The sequence below is a fragment of the Streptomyces sp. NPDC058289 genome, from assembly GCF_042880975.1.
GTDB classification, from domain to species: Bacteria; Actinomycetota; Actinomycetes; order Streptomycetales; family Streptomycetaceae; genus Streptomyces; species Streptomyces stoeckheimensis.
In genome coordinates, this window is the sequence record NZ_JBHVYI010000164.1 from 1 (window position 1) to 9,517 (window position 9,517).

A 9,517-nucleotide genomic window follows, 5' to 3' on the forward strand; every position below is an offset into this window, starting at 1 on the left:
CCGCCATGACCTTGCGCAACAGACCGTCCGACGCCCGGTCCACCGACCGGCGGCGCACGCCCGGGTCGCCGCCCGGGCGTCCGTGGCGCGGGCGACCGTACGGGCAGCTGCACGGGCGGACGTACGGTCAGCCGCGCCGGGCCCTCGTGCGGCTGCTCGCGCTGGTGCTGCTGGCCGTGGGGGGAGTCGTGGCCGGGCCCGCCTCCCCCGCCCGCGCGGCCGTCGCGCTCCAGCGGATCACCGGGTTCGGGGCCAATCCGGGACAGCTCGCCATGTACGTGTACCGCCCGGCCTCCCTCCCGGTGGACCCGCCCGTGATGATCGCCCTGCACGGCTGCACGCAGAACGCCCAGACCTACGCCGACCACTCCGGACTGACCGAACTCGCCGACCGCGACGGGTTCCTGGTGGTCTTCGCGGAGACCACCTCCGCGAACAACCCCAACAAATGCTTCAACTGGTTCCAGTCCGCGGACAACCGGCGCGGTCAGGGCGAGGCAGCGTCCGTCCGGCAGATGGCCGCTCACGCAGCCTCCGCCTACTCCGCCGACCCCGCCCGCACCTTCGTCACCGGCCTGTCGGCCGGCGGCGCCATGACCGCCGTGATGCTCGCGGCCTACCCGGACGTGTTCGCGGCCGGTGCGGTGATCGCCGGGCTGCCCTACGACTGCGCCAAGGGGAGCAGCCCCTACACGTGCATGAACCCCGGGGTGGACAAGTCCCCTGCGGCCTGGGCCCAGTTGGTCCGCGACGCCTATCCGGCATGGCCCGGCCCCTGGCCCCGCGTGGCGATCTGGCAGGGCGACGCGGACACCACCGTCGTTCCCCGCAACGCCGATGAACTGCGCGACCAGTGGACGGCGTTGCACGGGCTTGCGCAGACACCCGCCCGCACCTCCGTCATCGGACCCGACGCGACCCGCCAGGAGGAGTACCCGGCCGCCGACGGCACGGTGGCCGTCGAGGTGGACCGGGTCCCCGGCATCGGGCACGGCACCCCGGTCGATCCGGGCTCCGGTCCGGGCCAGTGCGGGCACACCGGGGCGGCGTACTTCCTCGCCTCGATCTGCTCCGCCCACTGGATCTCGAAGTTCTTCGGTCTGGACGGCTCCACGACCGACCCCGGCCCCGGTCCCGGCACCCTGCCCGCGCCCACCGGCCTGGCCGCCTCCGGCGTCGGGGACACCAGTGTCACCCTCACCTGGGACCGGGTCCCGGGCGCCGCCGACTACGCCGTCCACCGGGACGGGATCCAGGTCGCCGCTCCGGCCGGGCCCCCGTACACCGACGGTGGCCTCGCCCCCGGTACGGGGCACACGTGGACCGTGGCGGCCCGCGACGGCGCGGGAGCGGCCGGGGCCCGCTCGGCACCGGTCACGGCGAGCACGACCGGCGCGCCCGCCGCGTGTTGGAAGGCGAACAACTACCAGCAGGTACAGGCGGGTCGGGCCACGACCGACGGGAGCTACGCCTACGCCAAGGGCTCGGGGCAGAACCTGGGCCTCTACAACCTCTACGTCACGCACACGCTGAAGGAGGCGCCCGCCGGCTACTTCGTCATCGCCGACGCGGGCTGCCCCTGAACCGCCCGGCCGGCCAGACCCCCGACCTCCGGCCCGGCCCCCTGCCCCCCCCAGCCCCCCCAGCCCCGTATCGACGCGCCCCCTGGAGCCTCCCCATGCCACCGGCCATCCGATCCGCCACCGTCACCGCCACCGCGGCCGTCGCCCTCCTGGCCGCGTCCCTGCTGGCGCTCCCCGCTCCCCCGGCCGCCGCCGGCGGGGCCGACGCGCACTGTGCCCGCCGCACCCACCTCCACGTACCGGGAGCCGAGTACCAACAGGCCGACTGCCTAGAGGAGTTGACGACCGCCGGCACCGTAACCTCCGGGCACACCGATCCGGCCGACTGGGCCGGCCTCACCCCCAGGGACCTGACCGTCCCCACGGGCGTGCCGGGCATTCAGATCGACGGCTACTTCCCCGACACGGCCGCCCCGGCCGCCCTCCCCAACACCAACCACGGCTGGAACCACGACGCGCAGTTCGTCATCCGGCTGCCCGACCGCTGGAACGGCGGTCTCGTCGTCGCCGGCTCCCCGGGCGTGCGCGAGCAGTACGCCAACGACCGGGCCATCGGCGACTGGGTGCTCTCGCGCGGCTACGCCTTCGCCGCCACCGACAAGGGCAACACCGGGACCGCCTTCCACCGCGACGGGCGGACTCCCGGGGACGCCGTCGCCGAGTGGAACACCCGGGTCACCGAGCTGACCCGGGCCGCCCGCACCGTCGTCGCGCAGCGCTACCACCGGGCGCCGGACCGCACCCTGGCCACGGGCATGTCCAACGGGGGCTATCTGGTGCGCTGGCAGCTGGAGAACCATCCGGAGCTGTACGACGGCGGGGTGGACTGGGAGGGCACCTTGTGGCGGGCCGACGGGCCCAACCTGCTCACCTTCCTGCCCCCGGCGCTTGCCGCCTACCCCGCCTACGCGGCCGGCGGCCCGGACGCCGGGCAGGCGCACGAGGCGATGCTCGCCGCCGGTTTCCCGGCCGGCTCGGAGTTCCTGTGGCCCTTCCACCACAGCTACTACTGGGACCTCACCCAGCGGATCTACCGCGAGGAGTTCGATCCGGGCTTCGACGGTCCGACCGAGGCCGGAACCCCCTTCTGCGCGCCCGGAACCCCGGCCTGTGACGCCGACTACGCCTACGCCGACCGACCGGCGGAGGTCCGGCGCGCCGTCCGGCGGGTCGCGCTCACCGGCCGGATCGGCAAACCGCTGATCACCCTGCACGGCACCCTCGACGTCCTGCTCCCCATCTCCCGGGACTCCGACGTCTACGCCGAGATGGTCCGGCGGGCCGGCCGCGGGGACCTGCTGCGCTACTACCGCATCGAGGGCGGCACCCACGTGGACTCGCTCGTCGACGCCTTCCCCGACCGGCTGCGCCCCCTCACCCCCTGCCACCGCGCCGCCTTCACCGCGCTGGAGGACTGGATCGGCCACGGTGTGCGGCCCCCGCTCGGACACACCGTCCCCCGGGACCCCTCGGCCACCCCGGCGGCCCTGCTGACCAGCTGCCCGCTCGACTCCTGACGGCGCACCGGGCCCGCCGCGCACGCCGCGGGCCCGCATGGTGATCGTCTCCATACGGGTGGCGCCGAGTATGGGGTTCGGCACCGTGGGCGCCGCCCGCGGCCCTGCCTAGGCTTCGGGCCATGACGAGCGAACCTCCTTCCCCCAGCGGTCCGCGGGGGCGCGTCGCCCTGGTGACGGGCGGCGGCAGCGGCATCGGCCGGGCGTGCGCGACGGCCCTGGCCGAAGCCGGGGCCGTCGTGCACGTGGCCGATGTCGACGCGAAGGCGGCCGCGGCCGTCGCCGGCCTCGTCGGCGGGTACGCCCACGTCGTCGACCTGGCCGATCCCGCCGCCATCGCGGAGCTGCCCGCCGCCGTCGACATCCTGGTCAACAGTGCCGGGCTCCAGCACGTCGCCCCGATCACCGAGTTCCCGCCCGAGCGCTTCGCCCTGATCCAGCAGGTGATGGTCACCGCGCCCTTCCTGCTGCTGCGCCACGTGCTGCCGCACATGTACGCCGCCCGCTGGGGCCGGGTGGTCAACATCTCCAGCGTGCACGGGCTGCGCGCCAGCGCGTACAAATCGGCCTACGTGGCGGCCAAGCACGGGCTGGAGGGGCTGAGCAAGGTCACCGCGATCGAGGGGGCCCCGTACGGGGTGACCAGCAACTGCATCAGCCCCGGCTACGTCCGCACCCCCCTGGTCGAGGGGCAGATCCTGGACCAGGCCGCCGCGCACGGCATCCCCGCCGCGGACGTCCTCTCCGAGGTGCTGCTGACCCGGTCGCCGATCAAGCGGCTCATCGAGCCCGAGGAGGTCGCGGCGGCCGCACTCTGGCTGTGCGGTCCGCACACCGGATACGTGACGGGCACCTCGCTCCCCCTGGACGGCGGCTGGAGCGCCAACTGACCCCGTCCGGGTGACAGCCCGTGCGCCGCGCCGCGGGGACCCGCGGCGGGTCCCGTACGGTCCCGCACGTGACCGATGCGCACCAGTCCCAGAGCCCGAAGTTCCCGACGGATCCGGCCGCCCCGGATCCCCTGAACGTCACCACCTCACCCGACCCGCTACGGGTCCTCGTCCTCGCGGGATCCTCCCGCGAGGGCTCCGTGAACGCCCGGCTGGCCGCGCTCGTCGCCGGTCAGGTCGAGCGCTCGGGCGCCGTCGCGGACCTCGCCCGGATCGGGGACTTCGTGATGCCCACCTACGACGGCGACGCCGAGCAGGCGGACGGCCAGCCCTCCGGATCGGCCGCCCTGCGCGAGCGGCTGGTCGCGGCGCAGGCCCTGGTGATCGCCTCGCCCGAGTACAACGCCTCCGTTCCCGGCGTCGTGAAGAACGCCGTCGACTGGGTGTCCCGGTTCCGGCCGCAGCCCTTCAAGGACAAGCAGACCCTGCTGGTGTCCGCCTCCCCGTCGATGATCGGCGGGAACCGCGGGCTCTGGGCGCTGCGGGTGCCGCTCGAACACCTCGGGGCCCGGGTGTACCCCGACATGTTCAGCCTCGCCATGGCGCACTCGGCCTTCGGCGAGGACGGCGAGCTGACCGATCCGGGCCTGCGCGAGCGGCTGGCCGACACGGTCGATTCCTTCCTCGCGCTCGCCGAGGCGGACACCCGCTACCTGTGCCTCCAGCGCCGCTGGTACGAGTTCCTGGGCGACGAGAGCACCGCTCCCGTGACCCAGCGCACAGAGGGCTGACGGGCCGCTCAGGGGGTGCCTCGAGGAGCGATCCGCGCGCGGGTTAGCATATGAGCGCCGCCTAGCTCGAAAGATAATTCTGTGACTGTCAATGACGACTCGTTCACCAACTGGAAGAACCGCGAGAAGATCGCGGAGTCGATGATCCCGATCATCGGAAAGCTGCACCGGGAGCGGGACGTCACGATCCTCCTGCACAGCCGCTCCTTGGTGAACAAGTCCGTGGTGAGCATTCTCAAGACCCACCGTTTCGCGCGCCAGATCGACGGTGAGGAGCTTTCGGTCACCGAGACCCTCCCCTTCCTCCAGGCGCTCACCACCCTCGACCTCGGTCCCTCGCAGATCGACCTCGGCATGCTCGCCGCGTCGTACGCGGCGGACGACCGCGGTCTGTCGGTGGAGGAGTTCACCGCCGGCGCCGTTTCCGGTGCCACGGGTGCCAACAAGATCGAGCGCGGCGAGGGCCGCGACGTGGTCCTCTACGGCTTCGGCCGCATCGGCCGCCTCGTCGCCCGGCTGCTCATCGAGAAGACCGGTTCCGGCAACGGCCTGCGCCTGCGTGCCATCGTCGTCCGCGGCGGCGGTGAGGCGGACCTCGTCAAGCGCGCCTCGCTGCTGCGCCGCGACTCGATCCACGGCCAGTTCCAGGGCACGATCACCGTGGACGAGGCGACCAGCACGATCATCGCCAACGGCAACGAGATCAAGGTGATCTACGCCAACGACCCGTCCGAGGTCGACTACACGGCGTACGGCATCAAGGACGCCATCCTGATCGACAACACCGGAAAGTGGCGCGACCGCGAGGGCCTGTCCAAGCACCTGCGCCCCGGTATCGACAAGGTCGTCCTGACGGCCCCGGGCAAGGGCGACGTCCCGAACATCGTGCACGGCGTCAACCACGACACGATCAAGCCGGACGAGCAGATCCTGTCCTGCGCCTCCTGCACCACCAACGCGATCGTCCCGCCGCTGAAGGCGATGGCGGACGAGTACGGCGTTCTGCGCGGCCACGTGGAGACCGTCCACTCGTTCACCAACGACCAGAACCTGCTGGACAACTACCACAGCGCCGATCGCCGCGGCCGCTCCGCGCCGCTCAACATGGTCATGACGGAGACGGGTGCCGCCTCCGCCGTCGCCAAGGCGCTGCCCGACCTCAAGGCCCCGATCAGCGGCAGCTCGATCCGCGTCCCGGTGCCGGACGTCTCGATCGCGATCCTCAGCCTGCGGCTCGGCCGCGAGACCACCCGCGAAGAGGTGCTCGACTACCTCCGCGACGTGTCGCTGACCTCGCCGCTGAAGCGCCAGATCGACTTCACCACGGCGCCCGACGCGGTCTCCAGCGACTTCATCGGCTCGCGTCACGCCTCGATCGTCGACGCGGGCGCCACCAAGGTCGACGGGGACAACGCGATCCTCTACCTCTGGTACGACAACGAGTTCGGCTACTCCTGCCAGGTCGTCCGGGTCGTCCAGTACGTCTCCGGAGTCGAGTACCCGACCTACCCGGCGCCGGCGGCCTGATCCCCAGGACCCCGTCCCCGTAGGACCGGATGTACCGGATGTACCGGACGCCCCCCGAGTGACCCCAGGTCACACGGGGGGCGTTCGTCCGTCCCGGCCCGGGGCCGCGGCGGCGCGGGCCGCCGCTAGCTGGGTGCGCGAGCGGACGCCGAGCTTGCGGTAGACGCGGCTCAGCATGCCCTCGACGGTCTTGACCGAGATGAACATGTGCTGGGCCGCCTGCTGGTTGGTGGCCCCCTGGCAAATGAGGTCGGCCAAGCGCGACTCGGACTCGGTCAGCCTCCCTGCGCCCGGGGCCGGCCCCGTGGCCGGAGCCGATCCGCCCGCCCGGTCGAGGAGCTCCCGGGTGAGCTCCTGCCAGGGGCGGGCGCCGGTGTCGTCGAAGACGGCCCGGGCCGCCTCCCAGGCCGCGCGGGCGGCCGCCTGGCGTCTGCGGGCCCGCTCGACCCGGCCCAGGGCGAGCAGCGTACGGGCCTGTTCCAGGGGCAGGCCAAGCCGTTCGAAGGCGGCCGCCGTGCGGCGCAGCAGGCCGCTCGCCTCCTCGACGGCGCCGCCGCGGGCCAGCAGGATCCCGTGGGCGCGGTCCAGCGCCGCCCCCGGTCCCGAGTCGGCTCCGGCCCGACCCGGGGCGGGCCGCGCGCGCTCCAGCAGTGCACGGGCCAGGTCGAGCCGGCCCGCGCAGGTGAAGGCCTCCACGGCGTCCGGCTGCCAGCGGAACATGCCGGGGTCGGCGAGAGGGACGTGCCGCTCCGCCTCGGCGACTGCCGTGAGGGATGCCACGGCGTCGGCGACGTCCCCGGTGTGCAGCTGGACGGCGCCCATGACCCAGAGGTTGCGCGACACGTACAGTCCGTCCCCCTCCTCCTGCGAGGCGCGGGCCCCGCAGGAGGCGGTGCGCAGGGCGGCCGCGAAGGATCCGGCGGCGCTCTGCGTCAGCGCCGCGGTGTACCAGGCGGGGCCCATGGACAGCCCCGCCCCGGTGGACAGCCGTACGGCCTGATCGGCCCACGCGAGCGCCGGGGCGCACGCCCCGAGCCGGGTGTCCACCTCGGCGAGGCTGCGCCAGATGTCGACCAGGTCCTCGGCGTCGCCCTCGTGCTCGGCGAGCGCGAGCAGTTCCAGGAGCCGTTCGCGCGCCTCGGCCAGCCGGTCGTCGAAGACGGCGTGCCGGGCGGCGAGGTACTGGGCGCTGTTGCGGATGCCGGAGTGCTGGGCCGGTATGCCCAGGGCGAGGGCCTCGGCGAGCGTGCCCGGCGCGTCGGCTGTGCCGAGGACGCGTTCCATCCGGGCGCGCATGGTCAGGGCGGCCGCCTGCAGGGGTCGGTGGCCGCCGGCTGCTGCGAGTTCGGCGGCCCGGCCCGCCGCACGCAGGGCCCGCTCCGGGGCCGCGTGCGCCACGTTGGCTGCGATGGCCGCGCGGAGCTCGACGGCGGCGAGGAGGTCGGGGTGGCCCGCCGCCAGTTCCCGGCAGCGCGCGAGCAGCGGCTCCAGATCGGAGACGGCCTGACCGTGGGCGTCGACGACGGCGAGCAGCGCGGTGACCTGGTCGGTGGGCTCGGCCCTGCCGGCGGTCAGCGCGTCGGCCGCCTGCCGGGCGACGTCGACCGAGCCGGCGCAGGCCGCCTCCTGGGCCGCGTACGAGAGCCTGCGGATGCGCAGGGCGGAGCGGGCCGGCGGGGTGATCTCGGCGGCCAAGAGGAACAGCTCTGCGGCCAGGGCCCGTTCGCCCGCTTCGCGGGCGGTGGCCGCGGCGGTCTCGGTGTCCTCGGCCAGTCCCTGGTCGGGCAGGTCCGCGGCCAGGGCCCGGTGGCGCACCTCGTGTACGGGGTCCCCGACGGCCCGTGCGAGCGTCAGGTGGGCGGCCGCACGCAGGGGCCTGGCCCCGAAGCGGGCGGCGGCCCGGGCCAGGGCCGCCGCCGTGAAGCGGACGGCGCTCGCCGGGTCCACGCTCAGTACCCCGGCGGCCTGGGCCTGGGCCAGGTGTTCCTCGGCGTCGGACCGGCCCGCCCGCAGGAGGAGCGGCAGCGAGGGCCGGCTCGTCAGGGCGGCGAGCATCAGGGTGTGCCGGGCGGGTTCGCCGAGCGTGGAGTGCAGCCAGGCCCCGGCCGCGTCGACCGCCTGCTCGGCCATGGCGGGCCGGTGCCGCTGGGACGCGGGCAGCCGCGCAAGTGCCGTACAGGACACGGAGGTCAGCAGGGGGTGGCCGCCGCAGTGGCTCTGCAGGGGGCCCGCCCAGCGGGTGGGCAGGCCGTGCGCGTCGAGCAGGGCGGCCGTCTCCTCCGAGTCGAGCGGGTCCACGTCGACCTGGACGGGATGCCCGCCGAGCAGCCGGGCGGCGGCCTGTGCGCGGCCGTGGACGCGTTCGGTAACGATCGCGGTGAGTCCCGGTGCGGTGAGGGTGCGCACGGCGTAGCCGAGGACGTCGGCGCTGGCCGGATCGAGCCATTGGGCCCCGTCCACGGCCAGGATCCAGCGGCCCGACGCGAGCAGCGCGGTCACCGCGAGGCGTGCGGGCAACTGCTCCGAGGCGGCGAGCGGTTCGTCGGCTCCGCGGTGCAGGATCCGGTCGACCACCTCGTTCTGCCTGCCCGAGAGCACCGCGAGCCGGTCCGGTCCGCAGTGGGACAGCATCTGGGCGAGCGCGCCGAAGACGTGGTCGCGGTCCTCTTCGACCGTCGTGACGCGCAGGACCGTACGGCCGGAGCCGGAGCCGGAGGGCAGGGTGCGCAGCACCTCCTCCAGCACGGTGGTCTTGCCCGCGCCCCAGGGGCCGGCGAGCGCCAACCGCCCCTCGCGCTCCAGCACTGCGGCCGCGTGTGCGGCCGCGCCCGAGACCCGGTACCGGCCCCCGGCGTCCGGCGCGGGCTTGGCGGAGTCGGCAGGGTCGGCAGGGTCGCTGTCTGGCGTCACGAGGAGGCACCGTAGGCGGCGGCGGTTCCCGTGACAACGCCGGGTGCCGCCGGGCCGGGGGATCAAGGGTTTCCCCTGATGCCAAGGGGTCCCGCTCCCGGCGATGGTGGTGCGACGGCGGGCCGTCCGCGCTCCGGGTGCGGGGTGGCAGACCCGGAGCACCGCGCCCTCCACGGGAGGAGCGGGGGCGCGGTCCGGACGGCCCGCCGTACGGCGTCCCGGGCCCCGCGCCGCGGGGCCGGGACGCCGGGGTCTTATAAAAAAAAACGATCCCAACAGAACCAGGTAAATATCGGTAT

General features: G+C 74.1%; 6 protein-coding genes. 5 read left to right on the forward strand and 1 reads right to left on the reverse strand.

The features are described 5' to 3' along the window. The first annotated feature begins 5 nt into the window (after window positions 1-5). The 5 genes from ACFVX6_RS39810 to ACFVX6_RS39830 all read left to right on the forward strand — a co-directional run bounded on the left by ACFVX6_RS39810 (window position 6) and on the right by ACFVX6_RS39830 (window position 6,308). Entirely contained in the window at window positions 6-1,583 is a 1,578-nt protein-coding gene (locus tag ACFVX6_RS39810) for a PHB depolymerase family esterase (protein ID WP_389699477.1), read from the forward strand. A 95-nt stretch (window positions 1,584-1,678) separates the two neighbouring features. Then, complete coding sequence (locus ACFVX6_RS39815; RefSeq protein WP_389699473.1) at window positions 1,679-3,100, forward strand: 3-hydroxybutyrate oligomer hydrolase family protein; 1,422 nt, start codon at window positions 1,679-1,681, stop codon at window positions 3,098-3,100. Between the two features lie 122 nt (window positions 3,101-3,222). Then, a complete protein-coding gene (locus ACFVX6_RS39820; RefSeq protein ID WP_389699474.1) occupies window positions 3,223-3,990 on the forward strand; it encodes a 3-hydroxybutyrate dehydrogenase in 768 nt (255 codons plus the stop codon). Between the two features lie 131 nt (window positions 3,991-4,121). Beyond that, window positions 4,122-4,781 carry an NADPH-dependent FMN reductase gene (locus ACFVX6_RS39825; RefSeq protein WP_389699478.1) on the forward strand — a complete coding sequence of 220 codons (660 nt, stop codon included), beginning with the start codon at window positions 4,122-4,124 and terminating at the stop codon, window positions 4,779-4,781. Between the two features lie 81 nt (window positions 4,782-4,862). Next, entirely contained in the window at window positions 4,863-6,308 is a 1,446-nt protein-coding gene (locus ACFVX6_RS39830) for a glyceraldehyde-3-phosphate dehydrogenase (RefSeq protein ID WP_389699475.1), read from the forward strand. A gap of 69 nt (window positions 6,309-6,377) precedes the next feature. Here the strand turns inward: ACFVX6_RS39830 and ACFVX6_RS39835 are convergent, their stop codons facing one another. Further along, on the reverse strand, window positions 6,378-9,218 hold the full coding sequence (locus ACFVX6_RS39835; protein ID WP_389699476.1) for a LuxR C-terminal-related transcriptional regulator: 2,841 nt from the start codon (window positions 9,216-9,218) through the stop codon (window positions 6,378-6,380). Between the last annotated feature and the right edge of the window lie 299 nt (window positions 9,219-9,517).